Annotated in this window: 25 protein-coding genes; 15 read left to right on the top strand and 10 right to left on the bottom strand. The window is 66.5% G+C overall.

The features are described from left to right. Positions 1-76 precede the first annotated feature (76 nt). From CPH63_RS08490 to CPH63_RS22780, 3 genes are all read left to right on the top strand, one after another. Positions 77-2,194, top strand: a complete 2,118-nt coding sequence (locus CPH63_RS08490) for a hypothetical protein (RefSeq protein WP_157749390.1) — start codon at positions 77-79, stop codon at positions 2,192-2,194. A gap of 182 nt (positions 2,195-2,376) precedes the next feature. After that, positions 2,377-4,017 (top strand): IPT/TIG domain-containing protein, encoded by a 1,641-nt coding sequence (locus CPH63_RS08495; protein WP_197704636.1) that lies wholly within the window; start codon positions 2,377-2,379, stop codon positions 4,015-4,017. Between the two features lie 361 nt (positions 4,018-4,378). Then, positions 4,379-5,839, top strand: coding sequence for a hypothetical protein (locus tag CPH63_RS22780; RefSeq protein ID WP_157749391.1), 1,461 nt, complete (start codon positions 4,379-4,381; stop codon positions 5,837-5,839). 32 nt (positions 5,840-5,871) lie between these two features. Here the strand turns inward: CPH63_RS22780 and CPH63_RS08510 are convergent, their stop codons facing one another. Genes CPH63_RS08510 through CPH63_RS08520 form a run of 3 tightly spaced genes read right to left on the bottom strand, consistent with a single transcriptional unit; the run spans position 5,872 to position 8,241 of the window. Beyond that, positions 5,872-7,080, bottom strand: a complete 1,209-nt coding sequence (locus tag CPH63_RS08510) for a low temperature requirement protein A (protein WP_096302505.1) — start codon at positions 7,078-7,080, stop codon at positions 5,872-5,874. A 30-nt stretch (positions 7,081-7,110) separates the two neighbouring features. Then, positions 7,111-7,572 carry a GNAT family N-acetyltransferase gene (locus tag CPH63_RS08515; protein ID WP_096302506.1) on the bottom strand — a complete coding sequence of 154 codons (462 nt, stop codon included), beginning with the start codon at positions 7,570-7,572 and terminating at the stop codon, positions 7,111-7,113. Positions 7,573-7,620: 48 nt separating this feature from the next. Then, positions 7,621-8,241 (bottom strand): L-threonylcarbamoyladenylate synthase, encoded by a 621-nt coding sequence (locus CPH63_RS08520; protein ID WP_096302507.1) that lies wholly within the window; start codon positions 8,239-8,241, stop codon positions 7,621-7,623. An 85-nt stretch (positions 8,242-8,326) separates the two neighbouring features. On the opposite strand from CPH63_RS08520, the gene CPH63_RS08525 reads away from it, so the two are divergent. After that, entirely contained in the window at positions 8,327-9,667 is a 1,341-nt protein-coding gene (locus CPH63_RS08525; protein ID WP_096302508.1) for a geranylgeranyl reductase family protein, read from the top strand. Between the two features lie 6 nt (positions 9,668-9,673). On the opposite strand, the gene CPH63_RS08530 is transcribed toward CPH63_RS08525, so the two are convergent. The 6 genes from CPH63_RS08530 to CPH63_RS08555 form a co-directional block, all read right to left on the bottom strand. Then, positions 9,674-10,108, bottom strand: a complete 435-nt coding sequence (locus CPH63_RS08530; RefSeq protein ID WP_096302509.1) for a TA system VapC family ribonuclease toxin — start codon at positions 10,106-10,108, stop codon at positions 9,674-9,676. Then, positions 10,109-10,348, bottom strand: a complete 240-nt coding sequence (locus CPH63_RS08535; protein ID WP_096302510.1) for a ribbon-helix-helix domain-containing protein — start codon at positions 10,346-10,348, stop codon at positions 10,109-10,111. Positions 10,349-10,422: 74 nt separating this feature from the next. Next, positions 10,423-11,076, bottom strand: coding sequence for a 1,4-alpha-glucan branching protein (locus tag CPH63_RS08540; RefSeq protein ID WP_096302511.1), 654 nt, complete (start codon positions 11,074-11,076; stop codon positions 10,423-10,425). A 49-nt stretch (positions 11,077-11,125) separates the two neighbouring features. After that, complete coding sequence (locus tag CPH63_RS08545) at positions 11,126-11,632, bottom strand: DinB family protein (protein WP_096302512.1); 507 nt, start codon at positions 11,630-11,632, stop codon at positions 11,126-11,128. 38 nt (positions 11,633-11,670) lie between these two features. Continuing rightward, on the bottom strand, positions 11,671-12,480 hold the full coding sequence (locus CPH63_RS08550; RefSeq protein ID WP_096302513.1) for an anti-sigma factor: 810 nt from the start codon (positions 12,478-12,480) through the stop codon (positions 11,671-11,673). Next, a complete protein-coding gene (locus tag CPH63_RS08555) occupies positions 12,464-13,186 on the bottom strand; it encodes a sigma-70 family RNA polymerase sigma factor (protein ID WP_197704637.1) in 723 nt (240 codons plus the stop codon). The genes CPH63_RS08550 and CPH63_RS08555 overlap by 17 nt, the downstream gene beginning before the upstream one ends. A gap of 253 nt (positions 13,187-13,439) precedes the next feature. Between CPH63_RS08555 and CPH63_RS08560 the strand changes: the two genes are divergently transcribed. Together CPH63_RS08560 and CPH63_RS08565 are read left to right on the top strand one after the other, a co-directional pair. Continuing rightward, positions 13,440-14,066 (top strand): hypothetical protein, encoded by a 627-nt coding sequence (locus tag CPH63_RS08560; RefSeq protein ID WP_157749392.1) that lies wholly within the window; start codon positions 13,440-13,442, stop codon positions 14,064-14,066. Positions 14,067-14,100: 34 nt separating this feature from the next. Beyond that, the gene (locus CPH63_RS08565; RefSeq protein ID WP_157749393.1) at positions 14,101-14,697 is read left to right on the top strand and encodes a lipocalin family protein; all 597 of its coding nucleotides are present in this window, start codon (positions 14,101-14,103) and stop codon (positions 14,695-14,697) included. Between the two features lie 78 nt (positions 14,698-14,775). Here the strand turns inward: CPH63_RS08565 and CPH63_RS08570 are convergent, their stop codons facing one another. Next, positions 14,776-15,117, bottom strand: coding sequence for a putative quinol monooxygenase (locus CPH63_RS08570; RefSeq protein ID WP_096302516.1), 342 nt, complete (start codon positions 15,115-15,117; stop codon positions 14,776-14,778). A 134-nt stretch (positions 15,118-15,251) separates the two neighbouring features. On the opposite strand from CPH63_RS08570, the gene CPH63_RS08575 reads away from it, so the two are divergent. The 9 genes from CPH63_RS08575 (at position 15,252) to nuoI (ending at position 25,313) form a co-directional block, all read left to right on the top strand. Further along, the gene (locus CPH63_RS08575) at positions 15,252-15,614 is read left to right on the top strand and encodes an NADH-quinone oxidoreductase subunit A (RefSeq protein ID WP_096302517.1); all 363 of its coding nucleotides are present in this window, start codon (positions 15,252-15,254) and stop codon (positions 15,612-15,614) included. 58 nt (positions 15,615-15,672) lie between these two features. Continuing rightward, complete coding sequence (locus CPH63_RS08580; protein ID WP_096302518.1) at positions 15,673-16,212, top strand: NADH-quinone oxidoreductase subunit B family protein; 540 nt, start codon at positions 15,673-15,675, stop codon at positions 16,210-16,212. Next, positions 16,209-16,943 (top strand): NADH-quinone oxidoreductase subunit C, encoded by a 735-nt coding sequence (locus CPH63_RS08585; RefSeq protein ID WP_096302519.1) that lies wholly within the window; start codon positions 16,209-16,211, stop codon positions 16,941-16,943. Before CPH63_RS08580 ends, CPH63_RS08585 begins: the two co-directional genes overlap by 4 nt. Beyond that, positions 16,940-18,256, top strand: coding sequence for an NADH-quinone oxidoreductase subunit D (locus tag CPH63_RS08590; protein ID WP_096302520.1), 1,317 nt, complete (start codon positions 16,940-16,942; stop codon positions 18,254-18,256). The genes CPH63_RS08585 and CPH63_RS08590 overlap by 4 nt, the downstream gene beginning before the upstream one ends. After that, a complete protein-coding gene (nuoE, locus tag CPH63_RS08595; RefSeq protein WP_241895849.1) occupies positions 18,253-19,410 on the top strand; it encodes an NADH-quinone oxidoreductase subunit NuoE in 1,158 nt (385 codons plus the stop codon). Before CPH63_RS08590 ends, nuoE begins: the two co-directional genes overlap by 4 nt. Before the next feature lie 2 nt (positions 19,411-19,412). After that, positions 19,413-20,717, top strand: a complete 1,305-nt coding sequence (gene nuoF / locus CPH63_RS08600; protein WP_096302521.1) for an NADH-quinone oxidoreductase subunit NuoF — start codon at positions 19,413-19,415, stop codon at positions 20,715-20,717. Between the two features lie 162 nt (positions 20,718-20,879). After that, positions 20,880-23,315: an NADH-quinone oxidoreductase subunit G gene (locus CPH63_RS08605; RefSeq protein ID WP_096302522.1), complete on the top strand. Its 2,436-nt coding sequence runs from the start codon at positions 20,880-20,882 to the stop codon at positions 23,313-23,315. Then, positions 23,312-24,679 (top strand): NADH-quinone oxidoreductase subunit NuoH, encoded by a 1,368-nt coding sequence (gene nuoH, locus CPH63_RS08610; protein WP_096302523.1) that lies wholly within the window; start codon positions 23,312-23,314, stop codon positions 24,677-24,679. Before CPH63_RS08605 ends, nuoH begins: the two co-directional genes overlap by 4 nt. Continuing rightward, on the top strand, positions 24,672-25,313 hold the full coding sequence (gene nuoI, locus CPH63_RS08615) for an NADH-quinone oxidoreductase subunit NuoI (RefSeq protein WP_096302524.1): 642 nt from the start codon (positions 24,672-24,674) through the stop codon (positions 25,311-25,313). The genes nuoH and nuoI overlap by 8 nt, the downstream gene beginning before the upstream one ends. The last annotated feature ends 4 nt before the right edge of the window (positions 25,314-25,317 follow it).

Consider the following 25,317-nt stretch of genomic DNA (forward strand, 5'->3'; position numbering starts at 1 on the left):
GCCCTGTTCATTTACGTTCACCTACGTTCATCTGCGGTCTGCGTAATAGACGCCGACGTGAAGTCCACTTCATCTCATGCCTCGCATCATCCGTCCAACCCATGTCGCATGCCACCGGCGAGCTACGGTCGCCGATGTCCGTCACCCGTTTGCGGTGGTACCCGTCGCGCTGCTGCTGATCCTCATCTCGTTCATCTGGCCGGTGACCGCGAACGCCGTGACACCGACTCCGGAGCCGACAGGTTCCAAGTCGGCAGCAAAGTCGGCGCCGGCGAAGGCGACGTTTGGGATCGGACCGGCCACCGGCGGCCGCATCGACAACCGAATCCAGTTCTCGTACCAGATGGCCACCAGCGGCACCTACAGCGACCACGTGGCGATTCAGAACTACGCCGCCGCACCGGTCGACCTGAGTGTCTACGCGGCGGACCTGGAGAACTCTCTCGATGGTGATCTCGCTGTACCTGCCGCCTCGGTACGGCCGAAGGAGACCGGCACCTGGATCAAACTCGCCGCACCAAAGCAGACGGTGCACTTGGCGGCAGCCACGACCGGAGGCCCGGGGCGTGCCGTGCTGCCCTTTACCGTGCAAGTGCCCTACAACGCCTCGCCGGGCGACCACAGCGCGGTGATCGTAGCCTCGCTAACCACCCTCGGTAAGAACCCGAAGGGGCAGAACATCGCGCTGGACCAGCGCATCGCCACCCGGATCTTCATACGGGTCGATGGCGCCGTGCACGGCCGTCTTGCCATCGACGACCTCAAAGTCAGCTACGACGGTTCGGCGAACCCCTTGGGCCATGGCAAGGCGCACGTCACCTACACACTGCGCAACAGCGGCAACGTGAAGCTCGGCGCGAAGCAGGCGGTGAACGTGACCGGCATGTTCGGCACGAAGGCGATTGGACCGGTAATCCCTGACCAGGTTCTGCTGTTGCCGGGTGCCACCCTGCCGATGAGTGTGGAAATCCTCGACATCACGCCTGCCTTCATGGAGAAGGTTCACGTCGTGACCACGCCGCTAGTGGTGAAGGGCGATCCGGACCCGCACGCACGCGGGGCCACCAAGACCGTTTCGTTCTGGGCTATTCCGTGGGCGCTGATCACCACCGTCATCGCCGCGATCCTGCTCATCGTTGCGGCGTACCTGATCCGCCGCTGGCGAAAGAATCGCCCGACACCGCCGGCCGGACCGCGGGGAGGCGGAATCCGTCCGCAGCCGCCCACCTCCGATCCGGAACCGGAGCCCGCGGCGGCGGAAGACGACCACGTCGCTCCAGTGCTGATCGCCGACGCCGTCATTTCGACTCCGCAGCGGCGCCGCTTGGCGTTAGTGAGCGCTGGGGTTGTTCTCGCCGCCGCGCTGGCTTGGGGCACTTCGGGGGATGCGTCGGCCGCCGCGCTGCCCTACAACGACCCGTCAGTCTCGGGCGGCATCGGTCTGTGCAGTAAGACCGGCACCGAGATCACCTCGGGAAACATCAACGATCGCCCGTTCGTGTGGCGTGCCGTGAGCAGCGTCAAGGCGCCGGCGGGGTACGACATCTCCGGGCGGAAGGCGACCCTGGTCGCCTATCAGCCGCGGCCCAACGTCCAGGCCTACGCATGGAACGGTGACACCCTCACTGCCGCCTCCACTTACACGAATCCCGCGGCGCCAATGGCCGCGGCAACGAGCCTGGACTTCAGCCTCAATGACTTTATCGGCGAGTTCAAGCCGATGGTCGACGGCCTACTGCAGCTTCGCCTGTACCTCGCCGCTCCCGGCAGAGACGCGCTCAACACTTCTTACCCGGCCATCAACATCAAGGTGACGGGAAATACCTGGGCGGTTGTGAATCCGGTATCGGTCTCCTGTACGAGCGGGGACGCCGTCTCGAGCGAGGAGTCGGCGATCGCTCGGACCTCGGCATCGCCAACTGCGGCGCTGCCGAGCCAGGCGAATCCGGCCGCCGGGAAGACCTCGGGCGCCGCGCACGCTTCGGCGGCGGCCAAGGCAAGTGCCTCGCGCACCGCCGAGGCGTCCGCCGCCCGGGCCACCTCGATTGCCGTGGCGGCGGGGCACACCGACGCCTCGTCGTCCGGCTCGAGTTGGCTGGTCTGGCTGATCGGTGGCGTTGTCGTGATCGGGTTGATCGCTGGTGGCGGGTTCGGCTGGAGGCGCTACACGGCTGCGCGCACATCGCGTAGTTAACCAGTCACAGTTTGATTCATCCCCTGTTAACGCCTGAGTCCTCGCGATGACGGCTTCCGGCTCAGTCTCGTCTGTCTGACGTTGTGACGCTCGACGTGTCACCTCGCCAGCGGCCATCGACGTCAGTGGTTGACCGCTCGGTGACGCGACCAACTACTGACGAGCCATCAGGGAGAACTGTGATGATCAGGGTCAAGTCCACCGTCGCCGCGATGGGAGCCCTGGCTCTCACCGCCGGCCTCTTCGTGGTGTCGGCAAACGCCGCATCGGCCGCGCCACCGTCCTTCCAGCCGGATGCGCAGGCTGCGGGCACCGTTGCCTTCTATAACGCCTCAGGTGTGCAGATCACCTCGGGTTCGCTCAATTCCTCGCCTTTTGCGGCCTATTACATGGCGTCCACGCCGGTGCCGACGTGGACCGGTGTTCCGGGTGATCCGGACGCTCCCGGTCCCAAGGCCGCGGCGGTTTTCTACACGCCGGTGCAGGGTCAGCTGCCGGCGGCCTGGCAGACGGGCGATATCGAGACCTCCAGCCAGACCATCGGTACCCACCCGGGGTACCCCGGCGTGCTGGCGACCACCACCAATCCGGTGGTGAAGGATGACTCCGGCTTCGCCGACATGACCGACCACATCGCCAACTTCACCAGCACTGACGCGGCGGACCCGAACATCTACGAGGTCCGACTGCTGAACAGCAATGGCCAGCTCTACTGGTCTTCTGACATCAAGGTCGACACGGTCAATAACACGTGGACGCAGGTCTACCCGACCGTGGCGGCTGCTCCGGCGGTGACGGCGATCTCGCCGACGTCGGGTCCGATCGCTGGTGGCACGACGGTGACGATTACGGGTACTGGGTTCACTGGTGCGACGAAGGTGACGTTCGGTACGAAGGCGGCGACGAGTTTCACTGTCGTGTCTTCGACGAAGATCACGGCGGTGACTCCGGCGCAGACGGCGGGGACGCACAGCATCACGGTGACGACGCCGGGTGGTACGAGTGCGTTGGTGGCGGCTGATGTGTTCACCGCGACGGCGGCTGCTCCGGCGGTGACGGCGATCTCGCCGACGTCGGGTCCGATCGCTGGTGGCACGACGGTGACGATTACGGGTACTGGGTTCACTGGTGCGACGAAGGTGACGTTCGGTACGAAGGCGGCGACGAGTTTCACTGTCGTGTCTTCGACGAAGATCACGGCGGTGACTCCGGCGCAGACGGCGGGGACGCACAGCATCACGGTGACGACGCCGGGTGGTACGAGTGCGTTGGTGGCGGCTGATGTGTTCACCGCGACGGCGGCTGCTCCGGCGGTGACGGCGATCTCGCCGACGTCGGGTCCGATCGCTGGTGGCACGACGGTGACGATTACGGGTACTGGGTTCACTGGTGCGACGAAGGTGACGTTCGGTACGAAGGCGGCGACGAGTTTCACTGTCGTGTCTTCGACGAAGATCACGGCGGTGACTCCGGCGCAGACGGCGGGGACGCACAGCATCACGGTGACGACGCCGGGTGGTACGAGTGCGTTGGTGGCGGCTGATGTGTTCACCGCGACGGCGGCTGCTCCGGCGGTGACGGCGATCTCGCCGACGTCGGGTCCGATCGCTGGTGGCACGACGGTGACGATTACGGGTACTGGGTTCACTGGTGCGACGAAGGTGACGTTCGGTACGAAGGCGGCGACGAGTTTCACTGTCGTGTCTTCGACGAAGATCACGGCCGTCACTCCGGCCCAGACCGCGGGCGCGCACAGCATTCAGGTGACGACACCGAGCGGGTCCAGCCCGTTGGTTGACGCGGACAAGTTCACTGCCGTCTAACTGAAGCAGCTGGTTACAGGTAAAGGCGATCGGCCCGGATGTCAATCCGGGCCGATCGTCGTCTGTTTGCGCAATCCCTCGTGCCGCAGACGAGAGCGTTACTGAATGCTGTCGAGGAATCGCAGTATTCGCACCGGAGCCATCGCGTTCATCCCTAGTTAACGAGACGACACCCGTGAAGTCACCCGGGGGCGAGATTCCGTACGTCTGTCAAGGACAACCTGTGGCAGTCAGAGGAGTTCAACTCTCACTAGGAGTCCGGTCAGTGAAGCTTTTCCACCGCATTAAGCAGGCGCAGAGACGGAGTCTCTCAATTGGGCTCGCGACGGCCTTGACCGTTGTCGTGGGGTCGGCGCTGATCGTGTCAAGTGACGCCACCGCGGCCGTCGCGGCGCCGCCGTCGTTCCAGCCCGACTCGCACGCTGCGGGCACGATCTCCTTCTACGACGCCTCGGGTGCGCAGATCACGTCAGGTTCGCTTGATGCGTCGCCGCTCGCCGCTTACTACATGGCGTCCACTCCCGTCCCGGTCTGGACCGGGATTCCCGGCGATCCGGACGCCCCGGGACCCAAGGTTGCCGCTGTCTTTTACACGCCGGTGCAGGGCCAGACACCGGCAGCCTGGCAGACCGGCGACATCGAGACGACGAGCCAGGTCATCGGTACGCACCCGGGCTATCCCGGCGCGCTCGCGACCACTACGAACCCGGTGGTGAAGGATGACTCCGGCTTCGCGGACATGACAGACCACATCTCGAACTTCACCAGCACCGACACCACCGACCCGAACATTTATGAGGTCCGGCTGCTGAACAGCAACGGTCAGCTCTACTGGTCGTCTGATATCCAGGTCGACACGGTCGCCAACACCTGGACCCAGGTCTACCCGGTCGTCACTGGCGGCGCTACGCCGACGCCGACCCCGGCCGTCACCCCGTCGCCCACGCCGGTGGTCACTCCGGCTCCGACCCCGGTCCCCACTGCGGCTCCGACGCCAGTGGTCACGCCCACGCCGACCCCGGTTGTCACTCCGGTGCCGACGCCAGTGGTGACTCCGGCTCCGACCCCGGTGGCGACGGCGGCTCCGACCCCGGTCGTCACACCGACGCCAGCGCCTACTGCGGCTCCGACTCCGGTCGCTACTGCAGCGCCGACCCCGGTGGTCACTCCGGCTCCGACTCCGGTGGTCACTCCGTCTCCGGCTCCGGTCGTTACGCCGACGCCGGTGGTGACGCCCGTGCCGACCCCGGTCGTGACGCCCACGCCGACGGTAGCGGCGACCCCGTCACCGACGCCGGTCGCCACGGTGGCCCCGACGCCGGCAGCGTCGCCGGCTCCGTCGCCCACTCCGGTTCCCGTTGTCACGGCCACGCCGACACCGGGCGCCACGGTTGGCTCGATCACCGACCCGAACGGCGACCCGATCGCCCAGGGGAGCACGCTGACTCCGGGCCAGTCGCTGAGCATCAGCACATCGGGCTTCGCCCCGGGTGAGAAGGTCACTCCGGTCGTGCACTCCACGCCGATCACGCTGGCCGCGGTCACCGCGGACGCTGAGGGCAACCTCATCTACGCGTTCACCGTGCCGGCGGGGCTGGAGGGGGGAGCCCACACGCTGGTCCTCAGCGGTGCCCACACCAGCACGACCTTCAGCTTCCGGATCGACTCGACGGTGACCGGTGCCACCATCACCCCGACCGACCCGAATGCGGCGCTGGCCAACACCGGCTTTGACGCCACCGGCATCGGTGGCCTGGGTGCGGTACTGGCGCTGCTCGGCGCCGGACTGGTTGCTCTCGCGATTCGCCGCCGGGCCAGCTAGTCAGGTTTAGCCAGTCAGTGGCGGGGTCGATCTCAATCGGCCCCGCCGCTGCTATCTACGCTCGCGAGTGCAGCGACCGGGTACAGACGGTCGTAGACGCAGAGCGCCAGCACGATCAGGGCCGTCAGAAGCCCCAGCAGTAGCGGGGCCAGCTGCGGGCCGGCAACCGCCAACCCGACCAGAGCCACCACCGCGGCGAGGCGGCTCCAGGGCGTCCGCCGCCAGACGACGGCCTTGAAGCAGGCGTGACCGGCGAGGAAGAGCGCGGTGCCACCGCAGACCAGCAGCACGGTCGAGACTTCCACGTGCTCGTGCGGGTGCAGGTGGGCGGCGTGCAGCAGTTCCTCGTCGCCGGCCGCCGCGACGATGATCCCGCCGATCAGGATCGGATGTACGAAGTGATAGGCCGAGCGTCCGAGTCGTCCGGGGTTGGCTGCCTGGGCGATCACGTCGGCGGCGTCCTCGGCGCTGCGATCGAAGTAGACCCACCAGAGCAGCGCGGCACCGACGAGCGCGGTGACGAAGGTGGCAATCTCGGTCGGGTGGTGCAGCTGCGAGAGCGTCTCGCCGAGCACCACGATCGACTCGCCGAGCGCGATGATGACGAAGAGCTGGCAGCGCTCGGCGAAGTGGCCGCCGTCGATCGACCACTGCGCCGCCTGCGAGCGTCCGAGGACCGGTGTGTAAAATCCGACCGCACCGCCCAGCAGATCGACGACCACCACGCCCAACCAGAGCGCCTCCCGAGCGTGCCCGTCGACCAGCCCACCGGCGATGGCCAGAGTGCCACTGACGCAGCACCAGGCGAGGATGCGCTCGAAGTTTCTCCTGAGAAACGTGTCATGTTCGAGCACGATGACGACGTACAGCGTGCGCCCGATGTGGATCGCGGCGTAGCTGACGCCGACGACCAGGCCGCCGGTGGTGAAGGCGACGGGCAGCCGCGACGCCATCACCAGGGCACCGAACATGATCGCCAGCAGCATGATCCGGGTGGAGACCACGTCCGGGTCCAGCCAGTTCGTCACCCAGGTCGTATAGACCCAGGTGAGCCAGACCAGGCCGAGCAGCAGGGCTGTCTGAAGCGCACCCTCGACAGTGAGATTCTCCAGCAGATGTTTGGAGAGCTGGGTGATCATGAAGACGAAGACGAGGTCGAAGAAGAGCTCGATGTTCGTCACCGAAGCCGGTTTCGCCTGATCGCGTAGGAACGTTCGTGGCACGGGTGCGTCCAGGTTCACGGCATCTCCAGGTTTGGGCGTCTTCGCGGACTAGTGCGGTGCTACTTCCAGCCGCATGGGGACGTGCGGGATCCCGTCCTCGTCGTAGGTGTCGCCGTAGCGGCGGAAGCCGAAGTTCTCATACCAACCTTCGAGGTGAGCCTGGCCATTGAGAACGACATCCGGCGGAGTGCCGGCGGCGCGCGTGTAGTCGACGGCGGCGCGCATCAACTGCGCGGCGAGCCCCCTCGAGCGGGCCGCGGTTGCGGTGGCGACTCGCCCGATCCGCCAGGCATCAGGGTCGTGCAGCACCCGCAGCGTGGCCAGCACCTCGCCGTCGGGCGAGCTGATCCAGAGCTGACGGGTGCCTGGTTCCAGATCATGCCCGTCCGGGTCGAGATAGACGCACTCCTGCTCGACCACGAAGATCTCTGAGCGCAGCCGCAGGATGCGGTAGAGCGTGGTGGCGGAGAGGTCCTCAGTCGCGCTGAGGTGGAGCTGGAGTTCGGGCATCGCCCCATCCCATCACGCCCGATGAGGGGCCAGACGGCAGCGGTGGCCTCAGACGAAGCGACTTGGGTCCCCAGCGCCGACCCGCACCACCTCGGGGGCCTCGCCGGAGAGGTCCACCACCGTGGTCGGCTCGGTGCCGCAGTCGCCGGAGTCGACGACGGCGTCGACCTGGTTGTCCAGCAGTTCCTTGATCTCCCAGGCCTGAGTCATCGGCTCCTCCTCGTCCGGGAGCAGCAGCGTGCTCGACAGCAGTGGTTCGCCGAGTTCGGTGAGCAGGGCCTGGACGAAGGTGTGCTTCGGGATGCGAACCCCGACCGTCTTCTTCTTGGGGTGCATCAGCCGCTTCGGCACCTCGCGGGTGGCCGGCAGGATAAAGGTGTAGCTGCCCGGGGTGCTGGCCTTCACCATCCGAAAGACCGAGTTGGGCACGTGGACGAACTGGGCCAGCTGGGCGAAGTCCCGGCACATGAGGGTGAAGTGGTGATGCTCGTCGAGGTGACGGATCTCGCGGATACGCTCCAGCCCGCTGCGGTTGCCCAGCTGGCAGCCGAGGGCGAAGCAGGAGTCGGTCGGGTAGGCGATAAGTCCCTCGTCGCGGATCAGAGCCGCCAGCTGGGTGATCGCTCGCGGTTGCGGGTTTTCCGGGTGGATGTCGAGGTACCGAGCCATCTGGCCAGCCTAGGCGTATTGGAGGGTAGGCAGCCGCCGGCTACCCGTCCGACGGCAACCCCGGGAACTGCCTAAACTGTCCACCATGACCGCTACCGCTTCCGCTGGGCCGGACGAGCTCTCCCGCCCGCAGTCCGAGGTGCCCGACGAGAAGCGCTACGACGCAGACGTGATCGTGGTCGGGGCCGGGCCGTCGGGGAGCGCAGCCGCTTACTGGATGGCCAGTGCCGGCCTGGACGTGCTGCTGCTGGAGAAGACCACGTTCCCGCGGGACAAGGTCTGCGGTGACGGGCTCACCCCGCGTGGCACCCGGGCTTTGGTTGAGATGGGCATCGACGTCAGCGAGGAGGCGGGCTGGCTGCACAACCGTGGCCTGCGCGTCATCGGCGGCGGCCAGCGCCTGCACCTGGACTGGCCGGACCTGACCAACTTCCCGCCGTACGGGCTGGTCCGCCCGCGGGCCGACCTCGACGCCCTGCTGGCCAACCAGGCGGTGAAGGCCGGTGCCCGTTTGCACGAGCAGACCACCGTGAGCGAGCCGCTGCTGGATGCGGCCGGCCAGGTCATCGGTGTGACGGCCAAGGTCGGACCGGATAAGTCACCGGTCACCTACCGGGCGCCGGTGGTGCTCTCCTGCGATGGAGTCTCCAGCCGGATGGCGCTGGCCCTCGGCGTCCAGCGCAACGACAAACGCCCGATGGGCGTCGCGGTGCGTCGCTACTACACCAGCCCGCGCACTCACGACGACTACCTGGAGTCCTGGCTCGAGCTGTGGGACGGCCCGCCCGGTGCCGACGACGCGAAGCTGCTGCCGGGCTACGGCTGGATCTTCGGAATGGGCGACGGCACGGTGAACGTCGGTCTCGGCGTCCTCAACTCCAGCGCCGGCTTCCAGAAGACCGACTACCGCCAGTTGCTCACCCGCTGGCTGGACAACACGCCCGAGGAGTGGGGCCTGCGCGAGCAGAACGCCACCTGCCCGACCCGCGGCGCCGGCCTGCCGATGGGCTTCAACCGCACCCCGCACTACTCCCGCGGCATGCTGCTGGTCGGTGACTCCGGCGGCTCGGTAAACCCGTTCAACGGCGAGGGCATCCCGTACGCCATGGAGTCCGGCAAGTTCGCGGCCCAGGCCGTCGTCCAGGCGATGTCGCGGCCGGAGGGCCCGAGCCGGGAACGGGCGCTGCAGGCGTATCCGGAGATGATGGCGCAGGAGTGGGGCGCCTACTACCGCCTCGGTGGCACGTTCGTGAAGCTGATCGGGAACCCGGCGGTGATGCGGGCCTGTACCCGGCACGGCCTGCCGCACCCGGGCCTGATGCGTTTCGTCCTCAAATTGCTGGCGAATCTCAATGAGCCGCATGGTGGCGACCTCTCGGACCGGGTCATTCAGGTCCTCACCAAGATCACCCCGGCGATCAGATAGCGCACCTCAGCCAGAGAGCAGACTCCGAGTTCGAAGGGCTGGAAATCGGCTGAAGTCGCGGTCCAGTGTGAGTAGTTCCCGAACGCCATGACTCAGGCAGGTGGCGGCTATCCGGGCGTCGTGCACAGACGGACCAGTGAGGTGGGCCTGGCGTATCAGGTCGCCGAGGATTTCGAGATGATTTACCGACTCGGTCAGCAGGGCCACTGACGGCGATGCGCACCACGCGTCGATCTGGTCCAGGGCTTGTTCGCGCGTGCTTGGCGGGGCGAAGATCCTTCGGTTGGTGACTACCGCATAGAACTCGTGAAGGCACGTCCAGGGAATCGCCCACGTTGACGCCGACTCAGCCAGGTCGCGCATCGCGGCGGCCGCAGGCTCATGGAACGGCGAGTCCTGGCGATGGGCATATACCAGCACGTTGGTATCAACCGCGATCACCTAACTCGGCACCCCGTAGGCCGCGTCGCGAATAACGTCCCAGGGAGCGTCGCGAAATTCAGGCTGCAGACCCTCCCCGCCGACTGAGAGGTCGGGGAGTACAAACGGCTTTCGTGCCTGGTCTTCGATCAACCGGCGCAACGCCTGCTCTACCAATGACTTACTGGTCGTTCCGCGTTGTTTCGCCAACTCCTGCACCTCGCGCAACAACGGCTCAGGCAGGTCGAACGTGGTCTTCATACTGCTGACATTACCATCCTATATTGCTGGCAATATCGCGTGAGGCCGACTGATCGAGCGGGAGGCAACCGGTCTTAGCCGGCTGGGTGGACGGCGACGAACTCACCGCGCGCCTCGGTACCGTCGCTCGTCTGCCATTCCCCGACGACCTCGCCGACGCGTTCCGGATCAGCCGTCGGTGTGGCGGCCAACCGCCGATTGATGCGCAGCGTCAGCTTCGGCCCATCAGCGGTCTCAACGAGGATGTCGGTGGAGGTCGTGGTGTCGGTGGCCCGGCTGCTGACGACGACGAGATCTTGAGTGGCAGTGAGCTTGGCCCTGATGGACGGGTCGAGAGTGTTGCTCTGACTCTGGGCCTGTGCATCGACCTTTCCCTGCAGGAACGCGATCAGCTGGTTGATGAGAACCGGGTCCCGAGTGCCGTCGTAGATGTAGCGCAGGCCGAGGACGCCGTGTTCGCTGGTGCCGATCAGGTCGCCGGCAGCGCCATCGACCGGTGCGTCCCGGTAGGTCTGCGGCACGAGGTAACTCACGGGTTCGTCGCCGGCCTCATCCACGGCGATCAGGAATTCGATGCCGACCTCACCCGCTGGATCGTCGAGCCGGAAGCCGCCGCCTCGGCGCAGCGACGGTGACCCGTTCCCGACGTACCAGGGGCGGGTCGGCAGCCAGTCGGTCAGCAGTTCCAGCTTCCCCGGCTTCATCGTCGTGTTGTGAACCTCGGCCATCGTCCGCTTCCTCTCGTCTGGGGCGAACGCTACTCGCGGGCACTGCTACTCATCTCGGCCCGAGCCCGGTCCGTCCGTCGAGCAGTTCCCGAGCTACGTCGAGGTGGCCGGCATGGCGGGCCGTCTCTTCGATCATGTGCAGTACGAGCGTTCGCAGGTTGACGACATCCTCGGTGCCGGCGAGATCGTGTGTACCGCGTAGCGCGGAATCCAACGCCGCCGAATTGAGCACTTCGTTGGAGCGCTCGATCTGGTCGCGGTAGAAGGCGAAGACCGCTTCGGTCGGACGAGCAGAGACTAACGGCGCGTCCTCGTCGTAGTCGCCAACGTCGCCATCGCCAGAGGGCCAGGGGAGTGGATCAGCGCAGCCCAAGGCGACCTCTTGGAACCAGTGCCGCTCGGCGTAGCCCAGGTGCTCGACGAGCCCGAGCGGCGTCCACCCGGACGGCACGATCGGCGTGCGCAACAATTTCTCATCCAGCTCTTCGAGGATCTGCAGCACCGTCCAGCGCTGAGCATCCAGAAATATCCGCAGGGCTTCGGCTTCACTGGTCATGCTGTGATTCTGTCGTAGGCCTACGACAGAATCACCGTTCAGCTGGTGAGCGGCCCGCGCAGTACGCTCTGTGCGTGGGCCGGGTTGCCGTTGTAAAGCTGGGCCGAGACGTCAACGACATGGAACTCGCGCAGATCCACTCCGGCCGGCAGGGTAAAAGCGCCGCTGCCATTCGTGCCGAGGGTGCCGACCGCGACCATCTTTCCCGAGGTCGGCGCGTAGAGCCACACCTCGTAAAACCCTTCACGCAGCGGCAACTTCGACGTCGTCACCCGTAGCGACGGACCGCTGGTCGAGCAGGCGACGGCCGCCTGTCCGGAGGCGCCGGCCGGAGCGTCCGGCATCTGGGCCAGCGCGGCCTCGTTGGTGGCGCAGACGGCCACCGCCTTCGTCGGCGTCCGCGAATGCCCCAAGAGATAGCCGCCGCAGGCGGCGCCAATCAGGGCGACAGCTGCCACCGAAGCGAGTAGCCATCGGTGGGAACGCTTAAGTGGAACGCGATGGGCTGACCGCGGGATCGGAGTCGGGGAGTCGGGGGTAGCCACCGGGACGGCTTCGGCCGCCGACTCCACTGGCACAGCCGCCGACTGCGCAGGGTTGAGGTCCAGGCCGAGCTCGGCCGCGATGCCGGCCCAGACGCTGGCCGGTGGACGGACGTCGGGCGTACCCAACGGCTCGATCGGGTTGCGGGCCAAGGTCACGATGCCGGCCAGGCTCACCCGCTCCTGCATGCACTCGAGGCAGCCGCTCTGGTGATCGGCGTCGGCGGGGGAGAGGCGCTCGCCGAAGGCAGCGAGGACGATCGCATCAAGGCGCTCCGGCTCGCCGGGATCAGATTGCTGGTGCACCGTCCGCCTCCCATCGACGTCGCAGTTGGAGCAGCCCGCGTCGGAGCTGGCTCTTGACCGTGCCGAGCGGGAGCCCGGTCACGCTGACGATCTGGGTGTGGGTTAGGTCGTCGAAGAAGGCGAGTTCGAGCACCCGGCGCTGCGGTTCCGGCAGCTGGGCCAGCTCGTCGGCCACCACAAGCCGGTCGAGCAGCTTCGCCGGGTCGGCCCCGTAGTCAACCGGGTTGTGCGCGGCGGCATCCGCGGCGGCCGCGCCGGCGATGAGCTGCTCTCTGGCTAAGATCCGTAGCCGATCGATCGCTCGCCGTCGGGCGATGGCCACCAGCCAGGCGCCGAGGGGCGCGATCTGTGGTTGGTAGGTCGCCCGCGCCTGCCAGGCCGAGAGGAACGTCGTCTGCGTGACCTCCTCAGCATCGGCCGGCGACGGGAGGCAGCGTAGGGCGGTGCGGTAGACGACGCCACCGTAGCGGTCGTAGCTCTGCCTCAACACCTGGGCGTCCCCGGTGGGGAAGGCGGCGTCGAGGCGAACGTCGTCCTCCGGCCGGCCGAGGGGGGCCGGCCGGCCGGAGGCATTCGGTCGGTCGAGGGGGAGGGGCCGACCGAATGGGCCCGAACCGGTAGAAGTCGCAGCATCCGTGGGTGCGTCTCGACGATCCGCCTCTTCGGGAATCTGCGAGGAACCGGTCGGGGGCGGCATGTCGGGCATACTGCTCCTCTCCGGCGGGTCCTCGCCGCGGCGTTCGTGCCAGTTCTGCAGGGCCGCCGAAGCTGGTTCTTCGCTGGTATTACGTCCGCCGAGACCCGAACGGATGCATCCCCGGCGAACTATCTTCTGCCCAACTTCTCGGCATCCAAACTGGTGCGAAGCGACGTACTCCCTCCCGTCCGGTGATCCCACCGGATGCCGGGTGCCCTCTTCAAGCTCGGCCAAGCACGTTCGCTCTCTGGAGGATCGCACGATGCGCTCATTAACCCGCCGTCTACGGCTGTCTCTGCTCGCCGTCATCAGTCTCTGCGCTCTGCTCGGCGCCACTCTCATGCCCACCGCCGCCAACGCCGCGGTACCCGCCCGATCGGCAACGCTCTCCGGCACCACGTCGGTCACCACGGCGCCGGGGATCGCGCTCACCCTGCTCAAGGCCGGAATCCTTCCGCTTCCGGTGCTCCCGCAGACCCGCTTCACGCTCGGCTTCCAGCACGGCCTCAACGTCACGTACGGATTCCCGATCACCGGCGGCGACCCATCCCTGGCCAACGTCAGCGGGGACATCCTGCACAGCGGCGGCATCTACTTCGCGAGCCTCAAGGGCAAGCATCTGGCCGTCACCAACTTCGACATCGACCTCGCAGCCGGAAAGGTCTATGCGACCAAGGTGAACGGGGCTGCAGCCAAGGTCGCTCTGCTCGACCTGGACCTCTCCGGGCTTAAGGTCTCCACCCCTAGAGGGGCGACCGTTCTGCGCGGTATCACGCTGCGACTTGACCCGGCTGGCGCTGGTGCCTTGAACGCGACATTCGGAGTTGCTCTGCCGACCGATGGTTCGCTCGTATTCGGCAGCGCCGTCGTCCAGCTCCGTGCCAGCTGATCCGGCGGGCCCGCGGATGAGGAGGCGATGGCTGTTGAACGTATCCGCCCTGGCCTTGCTGGCCCTGTTGCCGATCTGCTCAGCACAGGCGGCGAGCGCTCAGACGACTCAGGTCGCAGCTTCGACCGGAGCGGTCCAGCCGGTGGCTTCGGTCGATCTCACCCGATACGTCGGTTCCTGGTACCAGGTCGCGGCCATCCCGCAGATCTTCGAGGTGCAATGCGCTGCCAACAGCACTGCGGTCTACACGGCTCGCAGCGACGGCACGGTGGGCGTGGACAACACCTGCACCACCTGGTGGGGATCCGTCAGCCAGGTCCTCGGTGTGGCGCGTATCGAGAACAAGCCAGCCAACTCGGTGCTGACCGTGTCGTTCCTGAATCTCTTCGGACAGCAGCTCTTCTTCGGCGGCCCGAACTACGAGATCGTCGGTCTGGACTCGGGTTACCGCTGGGCGGTCGTCGTGTCGCCAGACCGTGGGAGCGCATTCGTCCTCTCCCGCACACCGGCGCTCAGCAGCGCGGCCACGGCAGCCGTCCGTGCGGTGCTGACGCGAAATGGCATCAGCCCGTGCGCACTCATGACGACGCCGCAGGCCGGCGGGATCGGGGTGAGTAAGAAGTTCTGCTGAGCCAGCACGTCCGCGTCGTGGGGAGTTAAATGCCCGGAATCCGGGCATTTAGCTCCCCACGCGGCTGAGAACGGTGGTCTAGTCACCTGACTCGGCGACGACCTCCTGCACGCGGCGCACCACCGGGGCCAGTGGCCGCACCGACGCCGGTTCGGCGAGCAACTCGGCCAGCTCCAACTGCAGGGCGCGGAAGAAGTCGTGTTGGAAGTGAGCCTGTACGGCTGCCCCGTTGACGAACTCCTCCCAGATCCAGACCAGGTTCTCGTCGTTCGGGTCGAGCGACACGGCGAAGAGGGTGGTGCCGGGCTCGCCCTCCAGCGTGCGGGCGTAGTGGGTCAGGATCTGGAGTACCTCGTCCCGCTTACCCGGAAGGGCCGTCATCTGCAGAATGGCGCCGAACGGCGCGTCGGCTGTGCTCACCTTGGGGCAACAGCGGCTGGGACGAATCAATTCCTGTGAATCGCGAGGCTAGTTAGGTATGCCTCACTTCTGCCCCCAGTGCCCCAACGTCTAGCCTGAGAGCGCTAGCAAACACCAGTTCAGAGGGGAGTTCCGTGCTCGCGCCGTACCTGCCGATTGTGCTGTTGTTCGCGCTCGCGTTCGGCTTCGCGTTCTTCTCGGTCGCGATCGCGCCGTTCACCGGCCCGCGCCGTTACAACAAGGCGAAGCTGGACTTCTACGAATGCGGCATCGAGCCGACTCCGCAGCCCGAAGGGCCGAACCGGTTCCCCATCAAGTACTTCCTGACGGCGATGCTCTTCATCGTCTTCGACATTGAAATCATCTTCCTGTATCCATATGCGGTCTCGAACCAGGCGCTGGGCCTCTTCGGCCTCATCGAGATGATTCTCTTCATCCTCACCGTCTTCATCGCCTACGCCTACGTCTGGCGTCGCGGTGGCCTGGATTGGGACTAGCCATGAATCTGCACGCGCGGTGACGAACGTGACGAACTGCAAGATGGGAATGGCGTAAATGGGACTTGAAGAGAAACTGCCAGACGGTGTACTGCTGGCCAGCGTCGAGACGCTGGTCAACTGGACCCGCAAATCCTCCCTCTGGCCGGCTACCTTCGGCCTGGCCTGCTGTGCCATCGAGATGATGACCTTCGGGGCGCCGCGCTTCGACTCGGCTCGCTTCGGTATGGAGGTCTTTCGACCGTCGCCCCGACAGGCCGACCTGATGATCGTGGCTGGACGGGTTAGCCAGAAGATGGCCCCCGTGCTGCGCCAGATCTACGACCAGATGCCGGAGCCCAAGTGGGTCCTCGCGATGGGGGTCTGTGCCAGCTCAGGCGGAATGTTCAACAACTACGCGATCGTGCAGGGCGTGGACCACGTCGTGCCGGTCGACATGTACCTGCCCGGTTGTCCCCCGCGCCCGGAGATGCTCATCGACGCCATCCTGAAGTTGCACCACAAGATCATGAACGAGCCGCTCGGACCGAAGCGCGCGGCCAAGCTCGAGGGGCAGAAGGTGGAGCTCATCCCCAGCAGCCAGCGGTTCGCCCGATGAGCGAGCCGACTCCTCCTGGCAACCTTCCGGTCGGGCCGCCGGATGAGCCCGCGCCCGTCGCCCAGCCGGTTACCCCCGACGCCGATTCCACGATCGGTGTCGCACACAGCGGTCTCTTCGGAGTCAGCGGCTCCGGCGACACAACCGGCTTCGGTGGCCTGGTCCGCGCGCCGTGGGTGGCTCCGGGCGCCGAGCGTCCCTACGGCAGCTACTTCGACGATCTGGTCGACGCGATTCAGGATGCCTACCAGGCCTTCGATCAGGCCGTCGTGAAGGTAGTCGTGGACCGGGGCGAGTTGACGCTGCACATCAACCCGTCGCACACCCGCACCCTGGCCCAGACCCTTCGGGACGACCCGGCGCTACGTTTCGAGCTGCTCTCCAGCGTCTCCGGAGTTGACTACCTCGGCACCGAGAACCGGCTCCACTCGGTCTACCACCTGACCTCGCTGACCTACCGCTGGCGAATCCGGCTGGAGACCGCGGTCTCGGTCGACAACCCGCACGTCCCATCGGTCACGCCGATCTACCCGACGGCTGACTGGCAGGAGCGCGAGACCTACGACATGTTCGGGATCATCTACGACGGCCACCCGTCGCTGACCCGCATCCTGATGCCCGACGACTGGGAGGGCCACCCGCAGCGGAAGGACTACCCCCTCGGCGGCATCGCAGTCCAGTACAAGGGCGCGACCATCCCGCCACCGGACGAGCGGAGGACTTACCGATGAGCGATATCTACTCCCCATCGCGCAATACCACCGAGGGACGCGTCTACAACGTCACCGGCGGCGACTGGGACGCGGTCTTCGGCGGCGGTGACCCGATCAGTGACGAGCGCATCGTCCTGAACATGGGGCCGCAGCACCCGTCTACCCACGGCGTGCTCCGCCTGGTGCTGGAACTGGAAGGCGAGACCGTCACCGACGCCCGCGTCGTCGTCGGCTATCTGCACACCGGCATCGAAAAGAACACCGAGTTCCGCACCTGGACCCAGGGCGTCACCTTCCTGACCCGCGCCGACTACCTCTCGCCCTTCTTCAACGAGACGGTCTACTGCATGGGTGTCGAGCGGCTGCTCGGCATCGAGGCACCGGCCCGGGCCAACCTGATTCGCGTCATGACGATGGAGATCAACCGGCTCAGCTCGCACTGGGTGTGGCTGGCCACCGGCGGTATGGAACTGGGCGCGCTCACCGCAATGACCAACGGCTTCCGGGCCCGCGAGCGCTGCCTGGACATCTTCGAGCTCATCACCGGTCTGCGGATGAACAACGCCTACATCCGCCCGGGCGGCCTGGCTCAGGACCTTCCCGAGAATGCCGACGAGAAGATCCGAGCCTGGATCCTGGAGATGAAGAAGGAACTGGCCGGCGTCGACAAGCTGCTGCGCAACCAGACGATCTGGGTGCAGCGCCTCAAGGACGTCGGCTGGATCGGCGTCGAGGGCTGCCTGTCGCTCGGCATCACCGGCCCGATCCTGCGGGCCGCCGGCCTGCCCTGGGATCTCCGCAAGACCGAGCCCTACCTCGGCTACGAGACGTTCGACTTCGAGGTTCCGACGGACGACCGCGGTGACTGCTGGTCGCGCTTCGTGGTGCGGGTCGCCGAGATGTGGGAGTCGTTGAAGATCATCGAGCAGGTGCTGGATCGCCTCGAGCCCGGACCGACGATGGTCGAGGATCCGAAGATCGCCTGGCCGGCCAAGCTCGCGCTCGGCCCGGACGGTATGGGCAACTCGCTGGCCCACGTGCAGAAGATCATGAACGGTTCGATGGAGTCCCTCATCCACCATTTCAAGCTGGTGACAGAGGGTTTCCGGGTTCCGGCCGGTCAGGTCTACCAGGCGGTGGAGTCCCCGCGCGGTGAGCTCGGCGCGCACATCGTCAGTGACGGTGGCACGCGCCCGTATCGCGTGCACTTCCGTGAGCCGTCCTTCATCAACCTGCAGGGAACGGCGACGATGTCGATCGGCGGCCTAGTGGCCGACGTGATCGCTTCGGTCGCCTCGATCGACCCAGTGATGGGCGGATGTGACAGATGAGTAGCTTCGAAGGTCAGCCGACCAACTTCCGCACCTCGGTGATGAGCATCGACCGTCCGGGTGATGCGTCGGTCTTCTCCGACCAGGTCCGCGCGGACGCCCAGGAGATTATTGCCCGTTACCCGGCGGGGCAGTCCCGCTCGGCGCTCCTGCCGATGCTGCACCTAGTGCAGTCGGAGCAGGGGTACATCACGCCGGACGGCATCGCCTTCTGCGCCGACACGCTCGACATCACCAAGGCCCAGGTGGCGGCCGTCGCCACGTTCTACACGATGTACAAGCGCAAGCCGACCGGTGAGTACCTGGTCAGTGTCTGTACCAACACGCTCTGCGGTCTACTGGGCGGCGATGATATCTACGCCGCACTCTCGGAGTACCTCGGCGTCGGCATGAACGGCACCACCGACGACGGCAAGATCACCCTGGAGCACGCCGAGTGCCTGGCCGGCTGCGACTACGCACCGGTTGTCACGGTGAACTACGAGTTCTTCGACAATCAGACGGTCGACTCGGCCGATGCCCTGGTGAAGAAGCTGCAGAACGGCGACCGGCCGCTACCGACCCGGGGTGCCCCGCTCTGCTCGTTCCGCGAGATCGAGCGGCAGATCGCCGGTTTCCTCGATCCGCGTCCAGAGGCGATCGAGGCTGAGGGGACGGGTCTGCCGACCGAGGCCGGCGTCAAGCTCGCCATTGCCCGGGGCGAGACTGCTCCCTCGTATGCGGCGGCGACGTCCAAGCCGGCCGAAGCGCCGAAGGCTGAAGCACCCAAGACTGAAGAGCCCAAGACTGAAGAGCCCAAGGTCGAAGAGCCGACGCCTGAACCGGCGGCGGCCGAGGTGACCGACGTGACCAGCGCGAACGATGCCCCTTTGGAGACGGTCGAGTCCGATCCGGAGGCTGACGATTCGCAGCCGGCCGCCGTGCCGGAGACAGCCGAGGTCTCGACCGACAGTGCCTCAACCGACACCGCACCCACCGACAGCGCACCCAGCGACGATGAGCAGGCCAAACTGCTCTCCCAGATGCCTGGTCTGGAGTCGGCACCGGAGACTCCGGCCGCACCGCGACGCACGGCCCGAGCGCGGGTTCGCAAACCGGCCAGCGAACCGCAGAGTGACCAACTGAGCTTCGGCGATGAGAAGGACGGAGCCTGATCATGTCTCTCACCCCCGTACTGACCAAGCGGTTCGGCACGAACCAGCCGTGGAAGATCGACAACTACGAAGCCCTCGACGGCTACGCTGGCCTGCGCAAGGCACTCACCATGCAGCCGGACGAGATCATCACGACGGTCAAGGACTCGAACCTGCGCGGACGGGGCGGCGCCGGCTTCCCAACCGGCATGAAGTGGCAGTTCATCCCGCAGAACGACGGCAAGCCGCACTATGTCGTCATCAACGCCGATGAGGGTGAGCCGGGCACCTGCCGCGACCTGCCGCTCATGATGAATGACCCGCACTCGATGATCGAGGGCATCATCATCGCCTGCTACGCCGTGCGGTCCGAGCACGCGTTCGTCTACATCCGGGGCGAAGCGGTGCACGCGATCCGCCGGGTCACCGCCGCCGTCGAGGAGGCCAAGGCCAAGGGATACCTCGGCACCAACATCCTCGGCTCCGGACTGAACTGCGACATCACTGTGCACGGCGGCGCCGGCGCTTACATCTGCGGCGAGGAGACGGCACTACTGGACTCGCTGGAGGGTAAGCGCGGTCAGCCTCGGCTCAAGCCGCCGTTCCCGGCGACCAATGGTCTCTACGACTCGCCGACGGTCGTCAACAACGTTGGCAGCCTGGCCAGCGTGCCTTACATCATTCTGGGTGGCTCCGACTGGTTCAAGGCGCTTGGCCCAGCCGGATCACCGGGCACCAGCATCTACTCGCTCTCGGGACGGGTGAAGAACCCCGGCCAGTACGAGGCGCCGATGGGCACCACCCTGCGTGAACTGATCGAGATGGCCGGTGGGATGAGCCGGGGCAAGGAGCTCAAGTTCTGGACTCCGGGTGGCGCGTCCTGCCCGCTGCTGACCAGCGAGCACCTCGACCTGCCCCTCGACTTCGACTCAGTGGTTCAGGCCGGCTCGATGAACGGCACGTCGGCCGTGATGATCTTCGATCAGGACGACAGCGTCGTGCAGGCGGTGATGAAGTGGACCCAGTTCTACGAGCACGAGTCCTGCGGAAAATGCACGCCATGCCGCGAGGGCAACTACTGGACCGCGCAGATCCTCGAGCGCATCTGGCACGGCCAGGGCATCGCGTCGGATATCGACACCCTGCTCGACATCAGCTCGAACATCCTCGGCCGATCCTTCTGCGCACTGGGCGATGGCGCCACGAGCTGCATCTCCTCCTCGATCAAGTATTTCCGGGCCGACTACGAGGCGCTGATCAGCGACCACAGTGCACCCCAGCCCCCGGACGTTCAGACCAAAGAATTGCTAGGAGCGTCTGCCTCATGACTGTGTTTCCCGGCGTCCTCCTGCGCTCCGCTCCTCAGTCGCTAGCGCTCCCTACGATGCTCACTGCGGAGGCCACCTCATGACTGTGTTTCCCGGCGTCCTCCTGCGCTCCGCTCCTCAGTCGCTAGCGCTCCCTACGATGCTCACTGCGGAGGCCACCTCATGACTGTTGCCCCAGAGAAGCCGGCCGCCCCTCCGGCTGCGGATCTCGTCACCGTCACGATCGACGGCATCGAGATCTCGGTGCCCAAGGGAACGCTGCTGATTCGTGCCGCCGAGCAGCTCGGCATCCAGATCCCCCGCTTCTGTGACCACCCGCTGCTCGACCCGGCCGGCGCCTGCCGCCAGTGCCTGGTCGAGGTCCCCGACATGGGAAACGGTCGGGGCATGCCGAAGCCGGCCGCCTCCTGCACCACTACGGTCATGCCGGGCATGGTCATCAACACGCAGCTCACCTCGCCGGTCGCCGACAAGGCCCAGCAGGGCGTGATGGAACTGCTGCTTATCAACCACCCTCTGGACTGCCCGATCTGCGACAAGGGCGGCGAGTGCCCGTTGCAGAACCAGGCGATGAGCAACGGCCGGGCCGACTCCCGCTTCGTCGACGTGAAGCGCACCTTCCCGAAGCCGATCGCCATCTCCTCCAACGTGCTGTTGGACCGGGAACGCTGCGTGCTCTGCCAGCGCTGCACCCGCTTCAGCGAGCAGATCGCCGGCGACCCGTTCATTGATCTGCTCGAGCGCGGCGCGCACCAGCAGATCGGTACCTCGACCGACGTCCCGTTCCAGTCCTACTTCTCCGGCAACACCGTGCAGATCTGTCCGGTCGGTGCCCTCACCGGAGCCTCGTACCGCTTCCGGGCCCGCCCCTTCGACCTGATGAGCACTCCGAGCGTCTGCGAGGGCTGCTCGTCAGGCTGCGCGACCCGCACCGACTGGCGACGCAGCAAGATCACCCGCCGCCTGGCCGGCGACGACCCAGAGGTGAACGAGGAGTGGATCTGCGACAAGGGTCGCTGGGCCTTCCACTACACCGAGCAGACCGACCGGGTGCTGCGGCCGATGGTCCGCGACAATGCCGGCAAGCTGGTCGAGACGAGCTGGACCGAGGCGTTCGAGCGGGCCGCCGCCGGGCTGCGTGAGGCCCGTGACCGTGGCGGAGTGGCGGTGCTTCCCGGTGGACGCCTCACCGAGGAGGACGCCTACGCCTACGCGAAGTTCGCCCGGGTTGCCCTCGGCACCAACGACATCGACTTCCGGGCCCGCCCGCAGAGCGACGAGGAACTGGCCTTCGTGGCCTCCAGCGTCGCGACCGTGACTCCGGCCCACGTCTCCTTCACCTCACTGGAGCAGGCGCCGGTCATTCTCATCGCCGGGTTGGAGCTCGAGGAGGAGGCCGCGGCCGTCTTCCTGCGGGTCCGTAAGTCGACCCGCATTGGCAAGACGAAGGTCTTCTCGATCGCGCCCTACCGCTCCAATGGCCTGCGCAAGCTGAACGGGAAGCTCATTCAGACCGTTCCCGGCGGCGAGGCTGCGGCCATCGCCGCCTTCGAGGCATCCACGCTGGTGGACGGCAGCGTCATCCTGGTCGGTGAGCGCCTGGCCACCGTGCCCGGGGCGCTGAGCGCCGCCGCCGCACTGGCCGCGACGTCCGGGGCCAAGCTGGCCTGGATTCCACGCCGGGCCGGCGAGGTCGGGGCCATCCGCTCCGGCGCCCTCCCGTCCCTGCTGCCGGGCGGACGTCCGGTGAGTGACGATGCCGCGCGAGCCGAGGTCGAGCGAGTCTGGGACGCCGCAATCCCAGCGGTGGCCGGGCGGAGTGCCGACCAGATCATCGAAGCGGTCAACGACGGAGCTGTCACAGCGCTGGTCGTCGGCGGCGTCGATCTCAACGATCTCCCCGACCCGCAGAAGGCCATCGACGCCGTCGCCAACGCCGGCTTCGTGGTCAGCCTCGAGCTGCGCCAGAGCCTGGTCACCGACTACGCCGACGTGGTCCTGCCGGTCGCTCCGGCCGCTGAGAAGGCGGGAACCTTCGTCAACTGGGAGGGTCGCCGCCGTCCCTTCGACCTCACCATCTCCGGTACCGGTGCGCTGAGCGACCAGCGCGTGCTGCACGCCCTCGCCGAGGAGCTCGACGTCGATCTGGCCCTGCCGAGCGTGGAGACGGCGCGGGCTGAGCTGCAGCGCCTCGGCGTGGCCAACACGCGGGCGTCGGCTCCGACCGTCGCCGCCTCGAGCGCGCCGGCTGCTTCGGCGGCCAGCCCGGTTCTCGCGACCTGGCACGAGCTGATCGACGCCGGCCGCGCCCAGGACGGCGACCTCAACCTGGCCGGCACCGCCAAGCCGGTGGTCGCCCGCCTCTCGCCGGCCACCGCCGCGGCCGGCGGTATCACCGACGGCGCGCTGGTCAGCGTATCGACCGGGCGCGGGACGATCACCGTTACGGCGCTGGTCGAGAATCTCCCCGACGGTGTGGTCTGGCTGCCGACCAACGCCCACGGCAGCGCAGTCCGGGCCGAGTTGGCCGCCGTCGCCGGTGATCCGGTGACCATCGCCGCATCCGATCCAGCCGCAACGGCAGGAGCAGTCCAATGAGTCTTCCGATAGCAGACGCCGTCACACCGATCTCGGTCGATGTGCCTGGTTTCACCAGCGAACCGGTCTGGCTGGTGATCATCAAGGTGCTGATGGTCTTCGCCTTCCTGGTCGTCATGACCCTCTTCTCGATCGTCTTCGAGCGCAAGGTCGTCGGGCGCATGCAGAACCGCATCGGCCCCAACCGGGTCGGCCCGTGGGGCATCCTGCAGTCACTGGCCGACGGTGTGAAGCTCGCCTTCAAGGAAGAGATCATCCCGATCCTGGCTGACAAGCCGGTCTACTTCATCGCGCCGATCCTCTCCGCGGTCCCGGCCTTCGTGGCGTTCTGCGTCATCCCGTTCGGCCCGACCGTCTCGATGTTCGGACACGAGACCCAGCTGCAGCTGACCGATCTGCCGGTCGGTGTCCTGGTGGTCTTCGCCTGCTCCTCCCTCGGCGTCTACGGCATCGTGCTCTCGGGCTGGGCCTCCGGCTCCACCTACCCGCTGCTGGGCGGGCTGCGGTCCGCGGCCCAGATGATCTCCTACGAGGTCGGTATGGGGCTGTCGCTGGTGGCCGTCTTCGTCATCTCCGGCAGCATGTCCACGTCGGAGATCGTGGCCCAGCAGAGTCACGTCTGGAACGTGATCCCGCTCTTCGTCTCCTTCGCCATCTACGCCGTCTGCGTCGTCGGCGAGACGAACCGAGCCCCGTTCGACCTGGCCGAGGCCGAGTCCGAGCTCGTCGGCGGCTTCCACACGGAGTACTCGTCCTTCAAGTTCGCCATGTTCTTCCTGGCCGAGTACATCAACATGGTGACCGTCTCGGCGCTGGCGACGACCCTCTTCCTCGGCGGCTGGCACGCCCCGTGGGGCGTGCACTACTTCTGGAGCGGCTGCAACTCCGGCTGGTTCCCGGTGATCTGGTTCGTCCTCAAGGTCGTCGCCTGCATCTTCGTCTTCGTCTGGCTGCGCGGCACACTGCCCCGCATGCGTTACGACCAGTTCATGCACCTGGGTTGGAAGGTGCTCATTCCGATCAACCTGATCTGGATCATGGCCTTCACCTCGTTCCACGTCCTCACCCAGCGTGGCTGGAACCGCTTCGAAGCCTCGGGCGTCGTCTTCATTCCGGTCGTCGCGGTCATCCTGATCGTGCTGTACTCGCGGGAGATGTCCGCGGCCCGGGCGGCCGCCGAACGCGAGTACGAGGACGACTACGAAGCCTCGCTGCCACCACCCTTCCCGACACCGCCGATGGATCTCGTCGTCCCCCCGATTCGACGTTCGGTCCGTACGGCCACCACGCCAGCAGGTGCGGTGACGGCCGGTTCCGGTGCAGCCGGTGTGCCCGCCAGAAATGGAGACCCCAGCAATGGCTGACCAGACCGCGCCGCGACCCATCACCGACCCCGAGCCGCGAGGCACCCTCGGTGGATTCGCCAAGGGATTCGGACTCACCTTCGCGACGATGTTCAAGCACGTCTACACCGAGCAGTACCCCTTCGACGTGTATCCGACAGCTCCGCGCTACCACGGCCGGCACGTGCTCAACCGCCACCCGGACGGGCTGGAGAAGTGCGTCGGCTGCGAGCTCTGCGCGTGGGCCTGCCCGGCCGACGCAATCTACGTCGAGGGCGGCGACAACACCGAAGAGGCCCGGTTCTCTCCGGGTGAGCGGTACGGCAAGGTGTACCAGATCAACTATCTGCGGTGCATTTTCTGCGGATTGTGCATCGAAGCCTGCCCGACGCGATCGCTGACGATGAGCAACGAGTACGAACTGGCCCTCGATAATCGCGAGGAGCTGATCTACACCAAGGAGCAGCTGATGGCACCGCTGCTGCCCGGTATGGAGGCGCCGCCGCACGCGATGCGACTGGGCGACGACGAGAAGGCGTACTACACGATCGAGTCGCAGGATCCGCTGCAGCAGGGTGAACCGCAGAGTTCGGCCAATATCGCAGGTCGGCCGATCACCGGCAACGCCATCGAGGTCGGAAGGCACCACGGGTAATGAT

Source organism: Jatrophihabitans sp. GAS493 (assembly GCF_900230215.1).
Lineage (GTDB): Bacteria > Actinomycetota > Actinomycetes > Mycobacteriales > Jatrophihabitantaceae > MT45.